This is a genomic window from Herbiconiux moechotypicola (assembly GCF_024979255.1).
Taxonomy (GTDB): domain Bacteria; phylum Actinomycetota; class Actinomycetes; order Actinomycetales; family Microbacteriaceae; genus Herbiconiux; species Herbiconiux moechotypicola.
Genome location: NZ_JANLCN010000006.1, coordinates 229719 through 249821, shown reverse-complemented (window position 1 = coordinate 249821; position 20103 = coordinate 229719). Strand labels below are relative to the sequence as shown.

The following is a 20103-nucleotide window of genomic DNA, read 5'->3' as shown; positions in this document are numbered from 1 at the left end:
GGAGACGTGGACATCGAGCGACGCGTCTTTCTCAGCGGGGCGCTCTCCGCCCTGTCACTCGCCGCGCTCGGCACTCTGTCGGGGTGCGTTCCCACGCCGCCCGCACCCACGCCCACGCCCACGCCCACGACGGTGCCCGGGCGCGTGCCCGCACCGGCGGCGTTCGTGCGCAGCGCCTGGTCGACGGATCCGTACTCGCTGGGCTCGTTCAGCATGATCCCGGCGGGAGGCGGCCCCGGCGACCGGGCGACGCTGCGGGAGACGGTGGGCGGCCGGGTGCTTCTGGCCGGCGAGGCGACCTCCAGCGAGTTCCCCGGCACCCTGCGGGGTGCCGCACAGTCGGGTGAGAGCGCGGCCGACCGCGTGGCGGCCGTCGCGGCGCCGGGCGAGCGCATCGCGGTGGTGGGGGCGGGTCTGGCCGGTGCGACCGCGGCCCGGGCGCTCACCGACGCGGGCTTCGACGTGGTGGTGATCGAAGCCCGCGATCGGCTCGGCGGAAGGATCGACACCCGTCAGCCCGACGGCTGGGCGTTCCCGGTCGAACTGGGCGCGGCGACGGTCGGGCTCGACGCGCTCTCGGCGCTGCGCAGCTCGGGGGTGGACAGCATCGGTCTCGATTCCACGAGCGAGATCCGCACCGCGGGGGGCACGGTGGTGCCCGGCTCGGATGCTCCGGCCGACGCCGTGACCGCGGCCACCGACTGGGCGCGCACCGGCTCGCCCGACATCTCGCTGGCCGCCGCCCTCGCCGAGTCGGGTGCCGCCTCGGCCTCGGCGACCGCCACGCGCGCAGCATCCGCGACCTCGACGACGACATCCGACACCGCGCCCACCGCGCCCACCCAGGCCGAGCTCCTCACGCACTACCTCGACACCTTCGTCGCCACCGCGTACGGGGCCGGCGCCTTCCGCCTCTCGGCCGCTTACGGACTCGAGCGCGGAGCGCCGGGCATCGACCCCGCCGAGCAGCGCCTCGTGGTGGGAGGCCTCGGCACCGTCGTGTCGGACGCGCTCGACGGCCTCGACGTCCTGCTCGGCGCGACGGTCGTGCGCGTCGGCTACGACGACGAGGGCGTGAGCCTCCGCTTCGGCACCGGCGAGTCGCTCTCGGTCGACCGCGTGGTGGTGACGGTGCCGCTCGGCGTGCTGCAGGCCGGCACCATCGAGTTCGATCCCCCGCTGCCCGAGGTGACGACCGGCGCGCTGGAATCGCTCGGCATGGGCACCCTCGAGCAGCTCTGGCTGCGGTTCGACACGCCCTTCTGGTCGGCCGATGCGACGGTGCTCTCGGTGCTCGGAGACACCTCCGTGGTGAGCGAGTGGGTCAACCTGCTCCCCGCCACCGGGCAGCCCGTGCTCGTGGGGCTCACGGCGGCGGATGCGGTGGGCACGGTCGCGACCCAGGGCGACGCGGAGTTCGTCAGCGCCGCGCTGCAGACGCTCGAACCCTTCGTGGACGAGTCCCTGATCGCCACCTCGACGCCCACACCAGTCCAGCCGTGATGGAGGCGAACAGCCCGAGCGCGATTCCGCAGTAGAGGGCGAACTCCCCCGGCCCGCTCACCTGGGCGGGGTCGAGAAAGAAGTAGGGGTACCATCCCACGATCGAGCCCCGGATGAGCGTGAAGACGCCCCAGACCACGGGGAACACGAGCACGAGAGGCACGACCCGCCAGCGCAGTGGCACCCTCCCCACGCCCACCAGCCAGTCGGCCACCACCACGACGGGCAGGTAGAAGTGCAGCAGCTGACTCGTCCACGGCACCTCGATGCGGTAGTGATGGCTCCCCGCCTGCGAGACGATGAGCGCGAACACGATCCCGGATACCAGGACGTAGCAGGTGGCCATCGCCCGCACGCTCACGAGGATGCGGCCCACCGTGTGACCCGAGAGCAGGAGGATGCCCGACGAGCCGAGCACCACCACGTTGAGGAGGTTGCTCTGGAAGGTGAAGTAGCTGAAGTAGTTCTCGGTGGAGAAGGTGCTGAACCCCAGCACGTAGTCGTAGTCGAACACCAGCGCCACCGCGGCCGCGGTAGCCACGAGCAGGCGCAGCACACCGACGATACGGCGCGCGCGGGTAACGATCGTCTCCTCCTCGGCGTCCCGCTCGAGGAGGCGGGGCGAAGTCGCCCTCTACGCTAGCCTCTCCGCCTCGATACGGGATGCCGCCGCGTTCTCGCCCCGCTCGTACACCGACTCCGCCGGCCCCACGACGAGCGGGTCGGGCAGCCCCACCACCTCGTCGTCACGCTCGGCGTAGGGGAACCGGTGCAGCACGTGCCGCATCGCCTCGAGCCGCGCGCGCTTCTTGTCGTTGGACTTCACCACGGTCCACGGCGCCTCCGGGGTGTCGGTGGCGGCGAACATGGCCTCCTTGGCCACCGTGTACGAGTCCCACTTGTCGAGCGAGGCGATGTCCATCGGCGACAGCTTCCACTGCCGCACCGGGTCGACCTGGCGGATGGCGAAGCGGGTGAGCTGCTCGCTCTTGGAGACCGAGAACCAGAACTTCACCACGTCGACGCCGTCCTGCACGAGCATCCGTTCGAAGGCCGGAGCCTGCAGCAGGAACCGCTGGTACTGGTCATCGGTGCAGAAGCCCATCACCCGTTCCACGCCCGACCGGTTGTACCAGGAGCGATCGAACAGCACCATCTCCCCCGCCGCCGGCAGGTGGGTCACGTAACGCTGGAAGTACCACTCGGTGCTCTCACGGTCGGTGGGCTTCTCGAGCGCCACCACCCGGGCACCGCGCGGGTTGAGGTGCTCGGTGAAGCGCTTGATGGTGCCGCCCTTGCCCGCGGCGTCGCGCCCCTCGAACACGATCACGAGCCGGCGGCCCTCGGCCTTGATCCAGTTCTGCAGCTTCAGCAGCTCGATCTGCAGGAGGCGCTTGGTGATCTCGTACTCGTCACGGCCCAGGCGTTCGTCGTAAGGGTAACCCTCGCGCCAGGTGTCGACGATCTCGCCGTGGCGGTCGATCAGCACCGGGTCGTCGTCGTCGGTGTCGACGACGACGTAGCCGAGCATGTCGTTCAGGTCGACGGCGGTCGTGTGGTCGTAGCTCATGGTTGCTCCTGCATGACGTTCAGGCCGACGGCGGACACATGGTCGTAGCTCATCGCTCCTCCTTCTCGAGCGCCGTGCCACGGGGCTCGCGCGCAGTCTCGCCGGGCACGGAGACCATCGGGTGAACGGCGGATGAACGCAGGCGACCGCGGAGCACGACCGTCACCGTCGCCGCCACGAGGCAACCCCCGGCGATGATGGTGAGCGTCGCGCCGAGGCCGAGCCCGGCCTGCAGCAGCGGGAAGAGGAAGGTGCCGAGCGCCGCCCCCGCCTTGCCGCTGGCCGCGGCGAACCCGGCACCCGCGCCGCGCGAGAGAGTGTCGAAGGCGACCGTCGGCAGCGCGAAGGTGGTGGCGTTCGGGCCCAGGTTCATGAACAGGTTGAAGGCCGCGAAGCCCGCGAACACGAGCGCGAACTGCCAGGGCGAGCCTTCGGAGAGGGCTCCGCTCGCAGCGAGCACGAGGAGCCCGGCGGCCATCACCACGAAGCCGATCGTCTGCAGCCTGATGAGACCGAGCCGGCGCACGAGCACCAGTGCCAGCAGGAAGCCCGCCACGAGGAAGAGGTCGAGCACCGCGGCACCCTCGGTCGAGGTGATGTCGTCGGCGATGAAGAGCGGGTTCGATCCGGCGCCCGTGGCCGGGGTGAGGGCGATGGCGGCGATGATGGTCGGCGTGAACACACCGACCCCGTAGGTGGCGATGTCCATGAAGAACCAGGGCACGCTCGTGAGCACCGTCGCCCCGCGCAGCCGCCTCGAGAACAGCGACAGGCGCGGAATCGCGGGATGCGCATCCGCGGGTCTGACCACGCCGGTCACCACAGGGGCGGGCATCGGCACGGCGACCACCTCGCCGCGCGAGATGAGCTCGGCCACCTCCACCGGATGCCCGGTGAAGGTCTGCAGCGACAGCGCGGCCTCCTCGTAGCGGCGGGTCGAGGCCAGCCACAGCGGGCTCTCCGGCACTCCCCGGCGCAGGATGACGATCACGATCGCGGGCACCACGCCGACCGCGAGCATCCAGCGCCACGCATCGGGAACCGGATCCAGACTCAGCACGAGCAGTCCGACGAGCGCCCCCAGCAGCTGGCCCACCGCCTGGAAGCTGAAGGCGCCGATGAGCAGCCGCGAGCGCAGGCGCGAGGGCGAGATCTCGGAGACGTAGCTCGCGCTGATCGGGTAGTCGGCACCGATGCCGATGCCGAGCAGGAAGCGGAAGACGATCAGCCACCACACGTCGGGCGCGAGCGCCGAGGCGAGCGCGAACACCACGAAGAGGCCGAGGTCGATGCGAAAGGCGAGCTTGCGGCCGATGCGGTCGGAGAGCGGGCCCATCACCGCGGCGCCCACGATCGCCCCGACGATCGCGGCCGAGCTGATGAGTCCGGTCTCGAGGGGCGTGGTCGACCACTCGGCGGCGATCAGGGGGATGGCGACGCCCATGATGAAGAAGTCGAAGCCGTCGAGCATGATGCCGAGCGAGGAGAGCAGCCACACGCGGCGGTGCGCGCGGCCGAAGCGGGTGTCGTCGATGAGGCGCGCGATCGTGTCGGGCATGCTCCGCATGGTGGGGCACGCACGTGAACGCCGTCTGAACTCGGCCCGGTGTTCTGGGGGCTGGGTTCAGACGGCGTTCGGCGGTGGTGTACGCGACCACCCGATCGGTATCAGTCGGCGAGGATGAGGTAGAGCGCCCGGCGGGCCTCGTCGATCTTCGCGGTGGCCTGGGTGCGCTGCTCGTCGGTGGCCGCGACTCGGAACTGCTTCACCACGCCGAGCAGCTTCGCCACGCTGGCGTGGAACTCGGCGTCGACCGGCGAGGTGCCGGCGGCGGACTGCCAGGCCTGCTCGAGCTCCTCGGCGTGCTCGGCCACGTAGGCGCGGCCGGACTCGGTGAGGTCGAACTCGGTGCGGCGGCCGTCGCCCTCGGCGAAGATGAGCTCCTCGTCGACGAGCTGCTGGAGCGTGGGGTAGACCGAGCCGGGGCTCGGGCGCCACACACCGCCGGTCTTCTCGGCGATGGCCTTGATGAGGCCGTAGCCGTTGGAGCGCGACTCGGCCAGGAGCGAGAGGATCGCCGCCCGTACGTCGCCGCGGCTCGCGCGCTGGGGACCACGGGGGCCGAAACCGGGGCCGAAGCCGCCGAAGCCGGGGCCGCCGAAGCCCGGGCCGAAGCCGCCGCCGTGACCGTGGCCGCGCGGGCCGCGCTCCCAGCCGCGCACGCGGTCACGCGGGTCGGTGTGGGGGAAGGGGATGTGGGAGTGCTGGGTGTCGTTGTCGATGCGTCGCATGGTGCGCTGCCTTTCTGTCAAAGAATTCTCGCGATCGTTCGCGATGCACCAAAGATATATCGTTAAATTCCCCTTGTCAACCTCTCCGATATATCGATAACTATTCGGATGCGGCGTGGCGGAAGGCCGCACCGCGGTGCGTCGAAGGCAGGTGCGGTCCCCCCTCGGGGAAGAGCCGCTCGCGGAGTGTCGCGCCCTGGGGCTCGGGCAGCATGAGGCCACGGGACCGGAGCTCCGGCAGCACGTACTCGATGAGGTCGTCGTAGGTGCCCGGGGTCACGTGGGGCTGGATGAGGAAGCCGTCGACTCCCGTGGCGGCCACGAACTCCTCGATCTGGTCGACGACCTCGGCCGCGGTTCCGACGAACACGCTGCCGTTGATGCCGGTGCGGCGGAAGTTCTCGAGGATGTCCTTCACGAGCGGCGCCGGCTTGCCGTCCTTGCCCAGATAGCGTTCGAGATTGGACTGCCCCATCTCGGTGGAGGTCTGCGCGATCGGCTTCTCGGGATCGAGCGCCAGCAGGTCGACGCCCGTGTTTCCCGCATAGATCGCGGCGGCACCCTCCGGCGTCGACATCGCGAGCATCTCCTCGTGCGTCGCCCAGGCCTCCTCGCTCGTGGCGCCCGTCAGGAACAGGGCACCGACGAGCACCTTGATCGAATCAGCCGGTCGTCCGGCCGCCACAGCGCTCTCGCGGATACCGCGCACGTTCGCCGCGACGACCGCGGGGTCTCCGCCGCCCACGAACACGGCCTCGGCATTGCGGCCGGCGAAGGCGCGACCGCGGCCGGAGGCGCCCGCCTGCACGAGCAGCGGCGTGCGCTGAGGCGACGGGGGCAGGTTCATGATGCCGTGGGTGCTGAAGTAGGGCCCGTCGTGGTGCACGATGCGCACCTTGCCGGGCTCGGCGTAGACGCCGGCCTCCTTGTCGAGCACGAGGGCGTCGTCGTCCCACGACCCCTCCCAGAGGGTGAGGCTCACGTCGACGTAGTCGTCGGCCATGTCGTAGCGGAGGTCGTGCGAGATCAGCTCCTTGCCCATGAGGGCGGCCGCGGTGGCACCCGACGAGCCGGTGACGATGTTCCAGCCCACCCGGCCGTCGGTGAGGTGGTCGAGTGTGGTGAAGCGCCGGGCGTTGGCCGCGGGCGGTTCGACGGTGGTCGAGGTGGTCACCACGAAGCCGAGCCGCTCGGTGGCGGCGGCGAGCGCCGAGACCACGGGCATCGGGTCGCCCTGCGGGATGCCCCGCCCTTCGCGCACCGAGGCGTCGAGCAGTTCGCCGTCGAGAGCGGGGAACCCGTAGCTGTCGGCCAGGAACAGGAAGTCGAGTCCGGCCTCGTCGAACTTCTTCGCCAGCGCGACCCAGTGGCTGAGCTTGGTGAAGTTGGCCGACTCGTCGTCGGGGTGCTGCCACGCCGAGCCGACCGTGCCGTTGGGGCCGATGTACTGGAAGATGCCGAACAGGAGAGGATTCATGGCATATTTATCTCATAAATATTTTTCCGGCAGGTTTCGGGAGGTTTCGCGAGCATGAACGATCGGCCCCGCTCGACCGCGCCGCTCGACGACGAAGCGGTCTGGATGGGGGCGCGCATCCGTTCGCTGCGCCGCGAACGCGGCTTGACGCTGGTACAGCTGGCGAAGGGGTCCGGGATGTCGCAACCCTTCCTCAGCCTGGCCGAGCGCGGCCACGCGCGCCTGAGTCTCGCGTCGATGGCCAAGATCGCGCGAGCGCTCGGCGTGCCGTCGGGCTCGTTGCTCGCACGCGAGTCGGCCCAGCGACTCTCCGACCCCGCGGCGGGGGTCGAGGTGGTGCACACCGACTCCGAGCGCGTGCAGACGGGGTCGCGCACGGTCTGGCAGCTCGCCCAGCTGCCGGGGAGCCTCTTCGGCACGGAGTTCGCGGGCTCCGACACCGAGTTCTCGGAGATCGCCACGCACGACGAGGACGAGTTCCTCTACGTGCTCGCGGGGCTGCTGGAGGTGGGCCTCGCCGACGGCACCGTGCATCCGCTCGCCGCGGGCGACTCGATGACCCTCGCCGCCGGCACCCCGCACGGCTGGCGCTCGCCCGACGGGCGCCCGTTCCGGGTGATCACGGTCACTACCGGCCGCGGCTCGCACTAGGCCGCCTTCGACACCTGTTCCCGAACGGATGACGCGAGGGGCCTCGGCTCAGTACACTCTCCGCCAGAGCACGTGCACCGCCGCATCCCTCAGCGAACTGGAGACCGTCGTGACCGATCGCCCCACCCCGCACCAGCCCGCCGCCCCGTCCGCCGTCGACGACCAGCCCCGCATCCCGCGCCGCCTGCTGTTCGCGACCGCTGCCGCGGGCGCGGCCGCCACCGCGGTTGCGGTGACCTCAGCGCCCACGGCTGCAGAGGCGGCCCCCGGCACCTCGCCCTGGCTCATGGGCGGCAACTCGGGCACCACCACGAACAACTTCCTCGGCCCCACGACCTCGGGGCAGCCACTCATCTTCAAGACGCGGGCGAACTCGTCGGCCACCGTCTCCGAGAAGATGCGCATCTCCCCACAGGGCCGCCTGGGCCTCGGCGTCACCGCGCCCGCCGCTCGTGTCGACGCTGTCAGCAGCAGCACCGGCGTTCTCGGCACCTGCAGCGCGAGCGACGGCTCGGGCCGCGGCGTGGTGGGCAGGGCCCCCGGAGGGTACGGCGTCGAGGGCATCTCGACCAACAACATGGGCGTGCACGGCAAGGGCTCGTTCGCCGGTGTTCACGCGGAGGGCGGTACGTACGGCGTGCTGGCGACGGCGGACTCCGGAGGGTACGCCGGGTACTTCAGCAGCGGCACCTACGGGGTGCTGGCCTATGCGTCGAGCATCGGACTGTTCGGGAGTGCCCAGATCGGGGTGCAGGGCACCTCGAACTCGAACTCCGGCACCGGTGTGAAGGGCGAGGGCGGTCAGAACGCCGTGCTCGGCACCAACGGGAGCCAGGCCGGTGTCAGGGGCGAGTCGAACTACGTCGGGGTCTGGGGCGAAGGCACCCAGTGGGGGGTGTACGGGCGCGCCCGGGGCACGACCGGGCAGAACTACGGTGTTTTCGGTCAGTCGAACAGCCCAGACGGTTATGCGATCTATGCAGCTGGCCGGATGCACGTGAACGGCACCCTCTCCAAGAGCGCCGGCTCGTTCAAGATCGACCACCCCCAAGACCCGCAGAACAAATGGCTCTCCCACTCCTTCGTCGAGTCCCCCGACATGATGAACGTCTACAACGGCAACGTCACCACTGATGCGAAGGGCAAAGCCACCGTCACCCTCCCCGGCTACTTCGAAGCCCTCAACCGCGACTTCCGCTACCAGCTCACGGTGCTCGGTGCGGTCTTCGCCCAGGCCATCGTCTCGCGCGAGATCGCGAAGGGATCGTTCGAGATCAGCACCGACAAGCCGGGCGTCAAGGTCTCGTGGCAGGTCACGGGCATCCGGCAGGACTCCTACGCCACCGCGAACCCCATCGTGGTGGAGCAGGACAAGACCGCGGCCGAGAAAGGCACAACTGTCTCGAACGCCCGCGGCACCGCGGCCGCGGCGCCCTTCGCCCCGCCCACGGGCGACGCGCCCGCACCGGGCCCCGACATGAGCGCCGTCCCGAAGCCGGCCCCCAGCGTTCTGCCGCGCAAGACGAGCGCAACCGCGCTCCCGTGAACCGGCGTCGCTGACCCGGGGCGGGTCAGCGACGGCGGAATCCGATCAGCAGCACGAGGGCCGACCCGCCGCTGCAGACGGCCATGACGGTGACCGCGGGAACGGTGGTGCCCACGCCGAAGAGCCCGACCAGAGGGGCGGCGACGGCACCCGCGACCATGTTCGTGGCGCCGATGAGCGAGGCGGCCGCGCCGGCCCGGCCGCCGTGGTCCTGCAGCGCGGTGCTCTGCAGGGTGGGCGAGATCACCCCGAAGAGGGTGGTGAACGCGAACAGCGGGATGAGGAACCCGGGCAACCCCCACTCCGGAAGCGCCGTCTGCCCGAGCAGCAGCACGATCGCCACCCCGAACAGTGCGACCGAGCCGCTCCGGGCGAGCCTCGGCACGTCGAAGCGGGTGGCGAGCCGTGCGCTGAGCTGTGCTCCGGCGATCATGAGCGCGCCGTGTCCGCCGAACACGAGCGCGTACTGGGTGGCGTCGAGCCCGAACACGCCCTGGAACAGGAACGCGGAGGACGCCATGTAGCTCATCATCGCCGCCCACTGCAGCGCACCGGCCCCGAGCGCGGCACGATAGCGGGCGTCGCGGAGCAGGACGCGGTAGTCCGCCAGCACTCCGGCGCCGCGCATCCCGGCCCCGCGCATCCCGACCCCGCGCATCCCGACCCTCAGCGCCGCCCGCCGCTCGGGCGGATTCGTCTCGTGCCGCGCCAGCACACCGATGGCCGCCGCGAGCAGCACGGCTCCGTACGCCACCAGCACCCAGAACAGACCCCGCCAGTCGGTGAGCTGCAGCAGCTGAGCGCCGATCGCGGGCGACGCCACCACGAACACCCCGTTCACGAGCTGCAGGCGCGCCAGCAGCCTCACCATCACCGCGCCCTCCGCGCGGTCGCGCACGACTGCCAGGATGACGACCGACGTCGCCGCCGCGCCCACACCCTGCAGCACGCGCAGTGCGACGAGGAGCTCGATGGTGGGCACCACGGCACACCCCAGCGTGGCGGCCACGTACACGACGAGGGCCACGACGAGCGGGCGGATGCGCCCCACCCTGTCCGAGAGCGGTCCCGCGACGAGCTGCCCCGCGGCCATGCCCACGAACGCGCCCGTGAGGGTGGCCTGCACGAGCGCGGGCCCGGTGGCCAGGTCGCTCTCGATCTGGGGGAACGAGGGCAGGTAGAGGTCCATCGTGAGCGGCCACAGGGCCTGGATGAACCCCAGGGTCACGAAGAAGATCGCGGGCAGCCGGGCACCGCCCGCGCCCGCACCGCCCGCGCCCGCGGCGTCCTCCGGCTCAGCGGCGCTACCAGGCATAGGCCTCCGGAGCCTGACCCCCTGGTCCCGGCCAGATGCGGTCGAGCTCGTCGAGCTGGGCCTGGTCGAGCGCGATCTCGAGCGCGTCGATCGCGCCCTGCAGCTGGGCCGCGGTGCGAGGCCCGACGACCGGAGCCGTGACCACCGGCTGGTGCAGCAGCCAGGCCAGCGCGAGCTCGGCCGGGTCGAGACCGTGCGACTCGGCGAACGCCTCGTACCGCTCGATGCTCTCGCGGCGGGTGTCGAGCAGGCCGAGGTTCTTCGAGCGCGAGCGGTCGGTCTTCTTCAGCACTCCCCCGAGCAGGCCGCTCGCGAGCGGCGACCACGGCAGCAGCCCCATCCCGTAGTGCTGCGCCGCCGGCACCACCTCGAGCTCGAGGGTGCGCTGCGCGAGGTTGTAGACCGACTGCTCGGTCACGATCGGCAGCTGCCGGCGGGCCTCGGCGTGCTCGCGGTACTGCGCGATGTTCCAGCCGGCGAAGTTCGACGAGCCGAGGTAGAGGATCTTGCCCTGGTCGCGCAGCAGGGTGAACGCGTCGAGCACCTCGTCGAGCGGCACCTCCCGGTCGATGTGGTGCATCTGGTACAGGTCGATGCGGTCGGTGCCGAGCCGCTTCAGCGAGGCGTCGACGGCGGCGCGGATATGCACGGCCGACAGACCGCGATCGTTCGGCCCCGAACCCATGGGCCCGTGCGCCTTCGTGGCCACGACCAGCTGGTCGCGGTTGCCGCGTTCGCGCATCCAGTCACCCAGCAGCTCTTCGCTCTGACCCGGGTGATCGCCCCAGGGCGCACCGCCGTAGACGTCGGCGGTGTCGAGGAAGGTGATGCCGGCCTCCACGCCCAGGTCGAGGATGCCGAACGACTCCTCGCGGCCGATGACCGGACCGAAGTTCATCGTGCCGAGGGCGATGCGGCTCACGACCACGCCGGAGTGGCCGAGTCTGGTGTACTTCACGAGAGGTTCCCTTCTGCGCCGGCAGCCGCCCGAGGCGGCGCGACGGCGTGGTCTGTTCTGAGGAGCGCCCAGCCGAAGCGCTCGAGGGTGACACCGGCGACGGGGTCGCCGGTGAGGAGATCGGTGCCCTCCACCGGCACCACGACCGTCTCCGGGCCGTGGTTGATGAGTGTGAGCACGTCGCCGCGTCGGGCGACCTCGACCCACTCGCTGGGGGTGTGCAGCACGGGCTCGACCCCCGACCGCTCGGCGACCCAGCGGGTCACGGCGAGCATCCCGTCGTCGTCGGGCACCGTGGCGAGGTAGAGGGCCTCTCCGCCTGCTGGCGTGGAGCGTGGCCTGGCCGGCGTGGAGCGTGGCCCGGCCGGCGTCGAGGCCAAGGCGGTGAGCGCCGGCATCCCCTCGGTACGGCCGTCGGCGAAGCGGGCGATCACCTCGACCGCCGGGTCGAGCACGGCCAGCTCCTCGGCCAGGTACTCGCCCCGGATGCGGCCGAACGGCGCGTCGAGGTCGGCGTGGTCCTGGCCGGGCTGTGCTGCGGCCGCCCCGGTCGAGTGCACCTCGCCGGCCGAGTTGCTCACGGCCGCCGCGACCGGGGGCACGAGCGCCCCGAACTCCTCCACCGTCACCCCGAGCACCTCGCGCAGCCCCACCTGGAAGCCGCCGTCGCGGAAGGCGTCCGAGCCGTCGACCACGTCGCTGAACGCGGTCACCAACAACCGCCCGCCGGCCCGCACGTAAGCCGACAGCGTGGCGGCCCCCGCATCCGTCAGCAGGTAGGAGTGGGCGAGCACGACGAGGTCGTAGCCGCCGAGGTCGTGCGTGGCCTGCACGAGGTCGACGGCGATGTTCTGCCAGTGGAACGCCGCGTGCCAGCGCTGCACGAGCGAGGCGTAGTCGAGCGCCACGGGGTGGTCGGGGCTCGACACGGCCCACCAGTTCTCCCAGTCGAACACGAGAGCCACCCGCGCCCCGCTGCCACCATCGGTCCCGGAGGGCAGCTCGGGCAGTGCCGCGAGCTCCCCGCCGAGCGAGACGACCTCGCGCCAGGTGCGGGTGCCGGTGCCGGCCTGCGGCAGCATCGCCGAGTGAAACTTCTCGCTCCCCCGCCGCGACTGCCGCCACTGGAAGAACAGGATGCCGTCGGCGCCACGGCCCACGGCCTGCATCGACAGCGCCGCCAACTGGCCCGGCGCCTTCGGGGCGTTCGTCGGCCGCCAGTTCACGGCGCTCGACGACTGCTCCATGAGAATCCACGGTGTGCCCGGCTTGAGCGACCGCATGAGGTCGCGCGTGAAGGCGGCCCCACGGAAGGACTGCGGGTCGTTCGGGTCGAAGTAGTTGTCGTCGCTGATCACGTCGAGCTCGGGGGCCCAGCGCCAGTAGTCGGCCGGCGGGAAGGCGCCCATGAAGTTCGTGGTCACCGGCTGCCGGGCGCCGGTGGCCTTGATGATGTCGCGCTCCATCGTGAACAGCTCGAGCAGCGTGTCGGAGGTGAACCGCTTGAAGTCGAGCAGACCGCCCGGGTTGTGGCTGTACGGCGCCTTGCGCGGTGGCACGATCTGCTCGAACGAGCCGTAGGCCTGCGACCAGAACATCGTTCCCCAGGCGGTGTTCAGCGCGTCGATCGTGCCGTAGCGACGCTGCAGCCACACCCGGAAGGCCACCGCGGCGTTGTCGGAGTAGTCGTAGTGCACGTGGCATCCGTACTCGTTGTTCACGTGCCACATGACGACCGCCGGATGCGCGTGGTAACGCTCCGCGAGGGCCGTCACGAGCCGGGCGGCGAGTCTCCGGTAGTCGGGCGACGAGGGGGCGTAGTGCTGCCGGCTGCCCGGCCAGTAGCGCGCCCCGTTCTCGTCCTCCGGCAGGATGCCGGGGTACGACTCCACGGCCCACGCGGGCGGCGAGGCGGTGGAGGTGGCCAGGTCGACGGCGATGCCGTTCTCGTGCAGCAGGTCGATCACGCGGTCGAGCCAGCCGAAGTCGAAGCTGTGCTCGTCGGGCTGGATGCGCGCCCAGGCGAAGATGCCGAGGCTCACGAGGTTCACCCCCGCCTCGCGCATCAGGCGCACGTCGTCGTGCCAGACCTCCTCGGGCCATTGCTCGGGGTTGTAGTCGCCGCCGTAGTGCATGCTGATGCGGAATCCTCTCGGGGGTGTGTCGTTGATGGGACGTGGTGTCGGATGCGCGGGGCGGCCGCGCGGGACTGCTCGATCGGCTCAGTGCCGCGTCGAGTGGCGGGGCACCAGCACCGGTTCGAACCGGGTGCGGAGCGTCGACTCCCCGGCGGTCCCGCCCACCGCCTCTCCGGCGCCGAGCTGGGTGAGCAGCAGTCTCGCCGCGTTGCCGCCCATCTCGCGGCTCGGCTGCCGTACCGAGGTGAGGGGCACCACCGCGGCGGCCGAGAAGTCGATGTCGTCGTAGCCCACCACCGACACCTCGCCCGGCACCGAGATGCCGTGGCCGATGAGGCTCTGCAGCACGCCGAGGGCCACGTGGTCGTTGCCCGCGAAGATGCCGTCGGGCCGCTCGGCCAGCGGGAGGGCGGCGATGCGGTCACCGATCTCGCGGCCGAGATGCGGGTTGAGCGTGGCGGTCTCGATGAACGTGAAACGGGCTCCGGCAGCCTCGACGGCGCCGCGGCAGCCCTCGAGGCGATCATGCATCTGGGGCATGGTGTGCGGCCCCCCGATGAAGACGATGTGCCGGCATCCGCCCTCGAGCAGGTGGGTCGCCGCCATCCGGCCTCCGAGCCGGTCGTCGAGCGAGATCGACGGCAGCACGCCGCGCGGGTCGACGCGGTCGACGAGCACGACGGGCACGTCGCGGCGGCGGAAGCGCTCGAGCGTCTCGAGCGACTGCTCGACGGGGGCGATGAGCACCCCGTCGAGGCGCTGGCGTTCGAACAGCTCGAGGTAGCGTGCCTCACGCTCCACCGAGTCGTAGCTGTTGCCCACGATCACGGAGTAGCCGGCCTCCTCGGCCACCTGCTCGGCGCCGAGCACCACGTCGGAGAAGAAGGGGTTGGTGATGTTGAGCACGGCCATGCCGATCGCATTGCTCCGGCCCGCTCGCAGCTGACGGGCGGCCACGTTGGGCACGTAGCCCAGCGCCTCGATGGCCTCCGCCACCCGGCTCGCCGCCTGGCGCGACACCAACTCGGGGCGGTTGAGCACGTTCGACACGGTGCTCACCGACACGCCCGCGCGAGCCGCGACGTCGCGGATCCCGACCTCAGCCATGACGGCCTCCCACTCGTTCGAGGCTGCGCAGCAGCCGCACCCGGTTCTCCATCTTGGCCACGGCCGGCCCGTGCACCAGTGTGGCGCCCCAGGCGCGTCGGCCTTCGAGCACCACGGATGCGCGGTCGGGCGAGACCGTCGCCCGCGTTCCGGGGTCGGGCAGCACCGTCACCCCGAGCGGGCTCCGGAGGCGTGCCGCGACGCCCGAGCCGTCGTCGTCGCGCGGCGACAGGGGACCTTCGAAGGCGAGCTCGGCCGCGGCTGCGTCGTGGGAGGCGGCGAGGCCGGCGATCCGGTGGCCGTGGCTGTGCACGCCCACGACCGGAGCGGTGCCGGTCTCGTCCGCAGTCTCGTCCGGCCTCTCGTGCTGCAGCATCAGATACCCGCTCACGAGCCTCCACACCGGCGTCGCGACGTGGTGCACGTCACCGAACGATCCGAGCGGCTTCCGCACGGGGTCGGTGCCCACCCACACGATGTCGTAGTCGAGGGCGTCGTAGCGCAGAGTGCCGTCGCCGACCATCATCGCGCCACCTCCCCGAGCCGCTCGCGGTGCGCCGGGGTTGCGCGATCGCGCCGCGACGTGCATCCTCGGTACCGCCCGCGCATCGACGCCGGGCCCCGACCAGCGAAGGACGTGCACCGCATGCGAACCATCGTCGTCATCTCGGGCGAGGCCGGCCACGACGACCCCTGGCACGCGCTCGCCGGGACGAGCGCCCGCGTGGCCGAGGTGCTCTCGGCCGGCGAGGGGCTCACCGCCAGCGTCGTGGGAACCGCGCAGCTGGAGGAGCGGGGCAGCGAGGTGCTCGGCGAGGCCGACGTGCTCGTGCTCAACGTGAGCGGTGACCTGGGCGTGGAGCCCGGTGTCTCGGGCCCGCTGGTCGACCTGCTCGAGGCCCACGTGGCCTCCGGCCGCGGGATCGTGGCGCTCCACTCCTCGGCGTTGGCCTTCCGCGACGATCCGCGCTGGGCGGAGTTGCTCGGCGGGCGATGGGTGCCCGGACGCTCGGGGCACCCGCAGATCGGTCGGGCTCTCGTGCAGCCCACCGAGGCCGGGCGAGCAGCGCTCCCCGGCCTCGGCGACTTCGTGCTGTACGACGAGCGGTACACCGCGCTGGAGACCGGCGCCTCCACCTCGGTGCTGGCCGAGCACACCGACGACGGGTTCGCGCATCCGCTCGTCTGGGTGGTCGAGTTCCCCGAAGGCCGGGGCCGGGTGGCGTACGACGCGCTCGGCCACGGCGTCGAATCGTACGACTCCGGGGAGCACCGCGCCCTGCTGCGCGGTCTCGTCGAGTGGGCCGCGGCCTCACGCGAGACCGTACCGGCCGCTCGCTGACGCGGCTCAGTCACGGATCCACGTCGTCTCGCTCGGCACCAGGCTCTCCAGCTCGGCCCAGAGCTCGTCGGGGATCTCGATCGACACCGCCTCGATCGCCGCGTCGAGCTGCGCGGGGCTGACCACGCCGCACACGGTCGAGTGGATGCGCGGATCGCGCGTGGAGAACTGGAGGGCCGCCGCGATGAGCGGCACCCCGTGCCGCGCGCAGGCCGCTCCCATCGCATCGACCGCGGCCAGCAGCTCGGCGGGGGCGGTGCGGTAGTGGTAGCGGTCGCTCGTGCGCGGCCAGGAGGCGAGCAGCCCGCCGCCGTAGACCGCGGCGTTCATGACGCCGAGGCCCTGTTCCGCCGCCGCGTCGAGCAGCGCGTCGGAGCTGCGGTCCACCAGCGTGAAGCGGTTGTGGGTGATGAGCGCGTCGAAGTATCCGCTGTCCACGAAGCTGCGCAGCATGCTCGACGGCCCACCCGCCACGCCGATGTGGTCGGCGTAGCCCTCGTCGCGGAACCGCCGCAGCGACTCCACCGGGCCACCGGGCGCCATCGCCGCCTCGAAGCCGATGTTCTCGGGGTCGTGCAGGTAGAGCACCGGCACCCTTGTTACACCCAGACGATCCAGGCTCTCGTGCAGCGAGGCGCGCATCCGCTCGGCGTCGAACGAGCCGGTTACCGGGTCGCGGTCGAGCTTGGTCTGCACCACGAAGCCCTCTGGCGGGGTCTCCCGGCGCAGTGCGAGGCCCACCCGGCGCTCGCTCTCGCCGTCGCCGTAGTTGTTCGAGGTGTCGAGCACCGTGACCGGCCCCCGGAAGGCGTGCAGCGCGGTCGCGACCGCGTCGTCCTCGGTGACGGTGAGTCCGTGCACCGGGGAGTCGAGGCCCCAGGCGCCCGTGCCGACGCAGAGCGACGACACGGTGAGCCCGGTGCGGCCGAACACGCGGGTGGGGAGCGGGGCGGTGGAGACGGTCATTCGAACGCGTCTCCCCCGCGCAGGCGGTCGACGAGCACGGCGACGAGCAGGATGATCGCCACGATGAGGTCGAGGTAGTCGGGGTCGATGAAGGTGATGTTGAGGATGTTCGTGATGCCCGCCACCACGAGCAGGCCCAGCAGGCCGCCGATCGGGTTGCCCACACCGCCGCGGGTGATGGAGTAGCCGCCGATCATGAGGGCGGCGTAGATCTGGAACTCCAGCCCCGTGCCGAGCACGTTCGAGGCCGAGCCCAGCTGTCCCACGTAGAGGATGCCGCCGATCGCGGCACCGACGGAGCTCACCACGAGGGCGATCACGCGCACCTTCGACACCGAGATGCCGGCGCGGGCGGCCGCCCGGTCGTCGCCGCCGACGGCCTGCACCTTGCGGCCGATGCGCGTCTTCGACACGATCCCGGCGGCGATGAGGGTGACGCCGATGCCGATGAGCAGCAGGGTCGGGAACCCGAGTAGCGCCCCCTGGGTCACGTTGTAGAGCGGTTCGATGAGGGTGCTCGGCGGGGCGTTCACCACGATCACCTGGCAGAGGCCGCGCAGGAGCGTCAGCATGCCGAGGGTGACGGCGAGCGGTTCGGCGCCGAAGCGCACGATGACGAAGGCGTTGGTGAGACCCACCACCGCGCCCACGAGGATGGTGATGAGGGCGACCAGCCAGGGGTTCAGCCCCGCGGCGACGAGCTGGTTGAACACCACGGCGCCGAAACCCACCATCGAGCCGATGGAGAGGTCGACCACGCCGGCGAGCAGCGCGAACGAGGCCATCACGCCCACGATCAGCGGGATGGCGACGCTCACGCCGACGATCTGGATGTTCGAGGGGCTGAGGAACTCGGGGCCGATCCACACCAGGCCGACCAGCAGCGTCACCGCCAGGGTGAAGCTGATGCTGCCGACCGGGCCGCGGAAGGAGCTCAGGATGCGGCGGTGCAGCGGCAGGGCGGGCTCGTCGAAGAGCAGGCCGGGGTTCGGCGGGGTGGGGGTGGGGGTCGTGGTGGCGGTGGTCATCGCGCCGTCCTCTTCAGTCGGTAGCCGTCAATGCCGACGGCGATGATGAGCAGTGCCCCCTGGAAGACCAGCGCCCACGCGGGGGCCAGGCCGAAGAACGCGATCGAGGTGGGGATGGTCGCGAGGAAGCCCACGCTCAGCAGGAGCACCAGCAGATTGCCCTTGCCGCCCGAGAGGCTGATGCCGCCGAGGATGACGGCGCCGATGACGATGAGCTGGAAGCCCGCGCCCGAGGCCGGGGTGAAGCTCGGGTTCACGGCCGAGAACATGACGCCGGCCAGCCCCGCCACCGCGCCGGCGCCCGCGAAGGTGGCCAGGCGCATCCGTCGCAGGTCGATGCCGCGGGCCTTCGCGGCCTGGGCGTTGCCGCCCACGGCGCGCAGGTGCCTGCCCCAGCGGGTGAAGGTGAGCGCGAGGCCGGCGAGCACGATGACGATCACCATCGGCCAGAACACGTTCGGCAGGCCGAGGAACCGGCCGAGCCCGTAGAGGCGCAGCTCGGAGGTCGACGGGATCTGCGCCGACTTGAAGAAGATGAGCATGATCGCCAGGCCGCCGAAGCCGGTGGCCAGGGTGACGATGATGGGGTTGAGCTTGCCGAACACCACGATGAGGCCGTTCAGCAGGCCCCACGCGGCGCCGGTGACGATGCCGATCGGGATGGCGACCCAGGTGGGCAGCCCGTTGTTGAGGGCGGTCACCGTGGCCCAGGCGCTCAGGATGAGCGACACGGGGAGGCTCAGGTCGAGCAGGCCGCCGCTGATGACGATGAGCGCCTGCGACACCGCGAGGATGCCGGAGATGGCCATCGTGAAGGTGACGGCGAGGAGCGTCTGGCTCGACAGGAAGTCGGGCCGCACGATCGTGGTGGCGACGATGAGGAGGAGCCAGACGCCGGCGATGCTGAGGGCGTCGCGCCAGGCGGTGGCGCCCCGGGAGTCCGGGCGGCCCTTTCGGCCGCCCGGGCTCACGGGTGCGGCCGGATCGGCCGGGGTGATGAGCGATGTGGTCATGGAGTTGTTCCGATACCTACCTGGTGTGGCTGATCCGACGGGGTGCCTGATCGGGGATCAGGACTTGCAGAAGAGGTCGTATGCGGTGGTGCCGGCCGGCGCATCCGCCAGTTCGGCGACGCGCTCGTCGATGCCGGGGATGGCCGCGGCCTGCTCCTGGGTGACGGGGCACGGCTTCACGCTGACCGCGGCGTCGTCACCGGTGTCCTTGACCGCCGGCGGGTTGCCCGCCGCGATCTCGTCGGCGATCTCGAAGGCGAACGAGGGGTAGCCCTCGAGGAAGTACATGACGCTGCCGACGAGGTTGGGGTCGACGTTGGCGCCCGTGATGAGTCCACCGTCCTGGCCCCAGCCCATGATCGAGCCGTCGCGGCCGAGCTGGGTGGCCGCCTGCAGGGCGCCGACCACGGCCTGGTCGTTGAGGCCCACCACCAGGATGTTCTTCGCATCCGGGTGCGCCGCGAACACGCCGGGCGCGTTGGCGAGCGAGGTGGTGAGGTTGCCGTCGGCCTCGTACTTCACGTAGTTCTCGGCCGGGATGTCGGGGCAGACCTCGCCGATCGCATCCGCGGCGTTGCCCGTGCGCCAGGTGTTGATCTGGCCGGCGGCGGTGCCCTCGGCCTCGATCACCAGGTCGACCTGGCAGTCCCACTTCTCTTTCGCGAGCTCGCCGAGCGCGGTGCCGCCCTCGGTACCGGCGGCGGCGTTGTCGACGCCCACGAAGTACCAGCCCTCCTGCGCGATGTCGAAGGTGATGACCGGGATGCCCGCGTCGGCGTACTTCTTGGCGATGACCGGGTTGGCCGAGGGCTGGCCGTTGAACATCATGACCAGGTCGACGCCCTTCTGGATGAAGATGTCGGCGTTCTTCGTGGCGGTGGCCTCGCTGTTGTCGTTCGAGAGCTCGACGAAGTCCCAGCCGCGCTGCTCGGCGAGGCCTGCGGCCACGTCGCCCTGCAGCTCCTGCCAGTCGGCGTCGGGCTGGCCGCCCACGGCGAAGCCGAGGGTGAAGGTGCCGTCGTCGGCGGCGTCGGTGCTGCCGCCGGTGGAGTCGCCGACGGTGCTGCAGCCGGCGAGGGTGAGGCTGGCGGCGGCGAGGCCGACCAGGCCGAGTCGGGCGAAGCGCCGGCCGAGGGCGGGGCGGCTCGTCAGGATGGAGTGCGTCATTGCAGTGTTCTCCTCAGGGAAGGGGTTGGT

At 71.2% G+C, this 20103-nt stretch carries 18 protein-coding genes; 4 read left to right on the top strand and 14 right to left on the bottom strand.

Features of this window, described 5'->3' with window-relative positions:
* Positions 1–6 precede the first annotated feature (6 nt).
* On the top strand, positions 7–1503 hold the full coding sequence (locus N1031_RS11830) for a flavin monoamine oxidase family protein (protein ID WP_259479838.1): 1497 nt from the start codon (positions 7–9) through the stop codon (positions 1501–1503).
* Here N1031_RS11830 and N1031_RS11825 read toward each other — a convergent pair.
* From N1031_RS11825 to N1031_RS11805, 5 genes are all read right to left on the bottom strand, one after another.
* The gene (locus tag N1031_RS11825; protein WP_259479837.1) at positions 1421–2059 is read right to left on the bottom strand and encodes a Pr6Pr family membrane protein; all 639 of its coding nucleotides are present in this window, start codon (positions 2057–2059) and stop codon (positions 1421–1423) included. The two genes, N1031_RS11830 and N1031_RS11825, sit on opposite strands and share 83 nt — an antisense overlap.
* A gap of 78 nt (positions 2060–2137) precedes the next feature.
* Positions 2138–3073: a polyphosphate kinase 2 gene (gene ppk2, locus N1031_RS11820; protein ID WP_375163635.1), complete on the bottom strand. Its 936-nt coding sequence runs from the start codon at positions 3071–3073 to the stop codon at positions 2138–2140.
* Between the two features lie 49 nt (positions 3074–3122).
* Positions 3123–4631, bottom strand: coding sequence for an MFS transporter (locus N1031_RS11815; RefSeq protein ID WP_259479835.1), 1509 nt, complete (start codon positions 4629–4631; stop codon positions 3123–3125).
* Between the two features lie 110 nt (positions 4632–4741).
* Positions 4742–5365 carry a PadR family transcriptional regulator gene (locus N1031_RS11810; protein WP_259479834.1) on the bottom strand — a complete coding sequence of 208 codons (624 nt, stop codon included), beginning with the start codon at positions 5363–5365 and terminating at the stop codon, positions 4742–4744.
* Positions 5366–5465: 100 nt separating this feature from the next.
* Positions 5466–6842, bottom strand: a complete 1377-nt coding sequence (locus tag N1031_RS11805) for an NtaA/DmoA family FMN-dependent monooxygenase (protein WP_259479833.1) — start codon at positions 6840–6842, stop codon at positions 5466–5468.
* Positions 6843–6896: 54 nt separating this feature from the next.
* Here N1031_RS11805 and N1031_RS11800 point away from each other — a divergent pair, with 54 nt between their 5' ends.
* Both N1031_RS11800 and N1031_RS11795 read left to right on the top strand, forming a co-directional pair.
* Positions 6897–7493 carry a helix-turn-helix domain-containing protein gene (locus N1031_RS11800; RefSeq protein WP_259479832.1) on the top strand — a complete coding sequence of 199 codons (597 nt, stop codon included), beginning with the start codon at positions 6897–6899 and terminating at the stop codon, positions 7491–7493.
* Positions 7494–7602: 109 nt separating this feature from the next.
* Positions 7603–9039 (top strand): autotransporter outer membrane beta-barrel domain-containing protein, encoded by a 1437-nt coding sequence (locus N1031_RS11795; RefSeq protein WP_259479831.1) that lies wholly within the window; start codon positions 7603–7605, stop codon positions 9037–9039.
* Between the two features lie 25 nt (positions 9040–9064).
* Here the strand turns inward: N1031_RS11795 and N1031_RS11790 are convergent, their stop codons facing one another.
* From N1031_RS11790 to N1031_RS11770, 5 genes are all read right to left on the bottom strand, one after another.
* The gene (locus N1031_RS11790) at positions 9065–10354 is read right to left on the bottom strand and encodes a multidrug effflux MFS transporter (RefSeq protein ID WP_259479830.1); all 1290 of its coding nucleotides are present in this window, start codon (positions 10352–10354) and stop codon (positions 9065–9067) included.
* Positions 10344–11312, bottom strand: a complete 969-nt coding sequence (locus N1031_RS11785) for an aldo/keto reductase (protein WP_259479829.1) — start codon at positions 11310–11312, stop codon at positions 10344–10346. The genes N1031_RS11790 and N1031_RS11785 overlap by 11 nt, the downstream gene beginning before the upstream one ends.
* Complete coding sequence (locus N1031_RS11780; RefSeq protein ID WP_259479828.1) at positions 11309–13447, bottom strand: beta-galactosidase; 2139 nt, start codon at positions 13445–13447, stop codon at positions 11309–11311. Before N1031_RS11780 ends, N1031_RS11785 begins: the two co-directional genes overlap by 4 nt.
* A gap of 87 nt (positions 13448–13534) precedes the next feature.
* Positions 13535–14557, bottom strand: coding sequence for a LacI family DNA-binding transcriptional regulator (locus tag N1031_RS11775; protein ID WP_259479827.1), 1023 nt, complete (start codon positions 14555–14557; stop codon positions 13535–13537).
* The gene (locus tag N1031_RS11770) at positions 14550–15083 is read right to left on the bottom strand and encodes a hypothetical protein (protein ID WP_259479826.1); all 534 of its coding nucleotides are present in this window, start codon (positions 15081–15083) and stop codon (positions 14550–14552) included. The genes N1031_RS11775 and N1031_RS11770 overlap by 8 nt, the downstream gene beginning before the upstream one ends.
* Positions 15084–15203: 120 nt before the next feature.
* On the opposite strand from N1031_RS11770, the gene N1031_RS11765 reads away from it, so the two are divergent.
* A complete protein-coding gene (locus N1031_RS11765; protein WP_259479825.1) occupies positions 15204–15899 on the top strand; it encodes a ThuA domain-containing protein in 696 nt (231 codons plus the stop codon).
* Positions 15900–15905: 6 nt separating this feature from the next.
* On the opposite strand, the gene N1031_RS11760 is transcribed toward N1031_RS11765, so the two are convergent.
* From N1031_RS11760 to N1031_RS11745, 4 genes are read right to left on the bottom strand one after another with little or no spacing between them, the layout of a single operon-like run.
* Positions 15906–16865 carry an aldo/keto reductase gene (locus tag N1031_RS11760; protein WP_259479824.1) on the bottom strand — a complete coding sequence of 320 codons (960 nt, stop codon included), beginning with the start codon at positions 16863–16865 and terminating at the stop codon, positions 15906–15908.
* Positions 16862–17893, bottom strand: a complete 1032-nt coding sequence (locus N1031_RS11755; protein ID WP_259479823.1) for an ABC transporter permease — start codon at positions 17891–17893, stop codon at positions 16862–16864. The genes N1031_RS11760 and N1031_RS11755 overlap by 4 nt, the downstream gene beginning before the upstream one ends.
* Entirely contained in the window at positions 17890–18906 is a 1017-nt protein-coding gene (locus N1031_RS11750; protein ID WP_259479822.1) for an ABC transporter permease, read from the bottom strand. Before N1031_RS11750 ends, N1031_RS11755 begins: the two co-directional genes overlap by 4 nt.
* Before the next feature lie 57 nt (positions 18907–18963).
* On the bottom strand, positions 18964–20073 hold the full coding sequence (locus tag N1031_RS11745; protein ID WP_259479821.1) for a sugar ABC transporter substrate-binding protein: 1110 nt from the start codon (positions 20071–20073) through the stop codon (positions 18964–18966).
* Between the last annotated feature and the right edge of the window lie 30 nt (positions 20074–20103).

What these genes read in the sequence shown, in the direction of transcription:
- N1031_RS11810 (WP_259479834.1), bottom strand. Translation starts at nt 5,365, where the DNA reads ATGCGACGCATCGACAACGACACCCAGCACTCCCACATCCCCTTCCCC.
- N1031_RS11760 (WP_259479824.1), bottom strand. Translation starts at nt 16,865, where the DNA reads ATGACCGTCTCCACCGCCCCGCTCCCCACCCGCGTGTTCGGCCGCACC.
- N1031_RS11765 (WP_259479825.1), top strand. Translation starts at nt 15,204, where the DNA reads ATGCGAACCATCGTCGTCATCTCGGGCGAGGCCGGCCACGACGACCCC.
- N1031_RS11790 (WP_259479830.1), bottom strand. Translation starts at nt 10,354, where the DNA reads ATGCCTGGTAGCGCCGCTGAGCCGGAGGACGCCGCGGGCGCGGGCGGT.
- N1031_RS11800 (WP_259479832.1), top strand. Translation starts at nt 6,897, where the DNA reads ATGAACGATCGGCCCCGCTCGACCGCGCCGCTCGACGACGAAGCGGTC.
- N1031_RS11750 (WP_259479822.1), bottom strand. Translation starts at nt 18,906, where the DNA reads ATGACCACATCGCTCATCACCCCGGCCGATCCGGCCGCACCCGTGAGC.
- N1031_RS11775 (WP_259479827.1), bottom strand. Translation starts at nt 14,557, where the DNA reads ATGGCTGAGGTCGGGATCCGCGACGTCGCGGCTCGCGCGGGCGTGTCG.
- N1031_RS11755 (WP_259479823.1), bottom strand. Translation starts at nt 17,893, where the DNA reads ATGACCACCGCCACCACGACCCCCACCCCCACCCCGCCGAACCCCGGC.
- N1031_RS11805 (WP_259479833.1), bottom strand. Translation starts at nt 6,842, where the DNA reads ATGAATCCTCTCCTGTTCGGCATCTTCCAGTACATCGGCCCCAACGGC.
- ppk2 (WP_375163635.1), bottom strand. Translation starts at nt 3,073, where the DNA reads ATGAGCTACGACCACACGACCGCCGTCGACCTGAACGACATGCTCGGC.
- N1031_RS11815 (WP_259479835.1), bottom strand. Translation starts at nt 4,631, where the DNA reads ATGCCCGACACGATCGCGCGCCTCATCGACGACACCCGCTTCGGCCGC.
- N1031_RS11780 (WP_259479828.1), bottom strand. Translation starts at nt 13,447, where the DNA reads ATGCACTACGGCGGCGACTACAACCCCGAGCAATGGCCCGAGGAGGTC.
- N1031_RS11745 (WP_259479821.1), bottom strand. Translation starts at nt 20,073, where the DNA reads ATGACGCACTCCATCCTGACGAGCCGCCCCGCCCTCGGCCGGCGCTTC.
- N1031_RS11770 (WP_259479826.1), bottom strand. Translation starts at nt 15,083, where the DNA reads ATGATGGTCGGCGACGGCACTCTGCGCTACGACGCCCTCGACTACGAC.